General features: G+C 65.2%; 1 protein-coding gene. It reads left to right on the forward strand.

Going from position 1 to position 626, the window contains the following annotated elements; all coding sequences use genetic code 11:
• Positions 1 to 224 precede the first annotated feature (224 nt).
• Positions 225 to 626, forward strand: a 402-nt coding sequence (locus CCN56_RS40505; protein ID WP_218779508.1) for an endonuclease domain-containing protein, incomplete at its 3' end; no start/stop codon positions are given.

Genomic DNA, 626 nt, shown 5'->3' on the forward strand with positions numbered 1-626 from the left:
GCCAGAGAGCTCAGCCTGCGCCACGAGCGGCGAGAACCTACACGAACCGGGGGGCTCCCGTTGACTCATGACTGATGGCTGATCGGCCACGGAACGCCAGTCGGGCACCCTCGAACCACGCCTGAGTTTTCCACCGGTGCCGACGGCCGAGCCGCCAGATCCGTGCCTGACACAGGACTTGGACGACGGTGGGTGATGTCAGCGGCGAGCTCTAGGATCCCGGCATGGTTTCCCCGGAGAGCATCGAGCGAATCATGACGCGGATCGAACTCGAGGGGGACGGTGAGTTCTGCGGCTGTGGAGCGTGGGCGGCCCGCCTGGTACGGGGCCGCGAGTGCCAAGGGTGCTACCGGATGCGCCGCGGTATCGAGAGGTACGGGATCAGCATCCCCCAGTACAACGCCATCTGGCGCGCGCAGAATTTCCGGTGCGCCCTCTGCGGGAACAATGAGGAGCCCTGCGACGGCGGCATCCCTCACGTTGAACCACGCCCCTGGCAAATCGATCACGACCATCACTGCTGCGGCATCAAGGGTTCCAGCAACCGATGCTGCGTTCGCGGGATTCTTTGCCTCCCGTGCAACCTGAATGAGCTGGCGCCATATGAGCGCAAGCGCCGTCGCGGC

The organism is Streptomyces sp. NRRL B-24572 (assembly GCF_002156145.1).
GTDB classification, from domain to species: Bacteria; Actinomycetota; Actinomycetes; order Streptomycetales; family Streptomycetaceae; genus Streptomyces; species Streptomyces vietnamensis.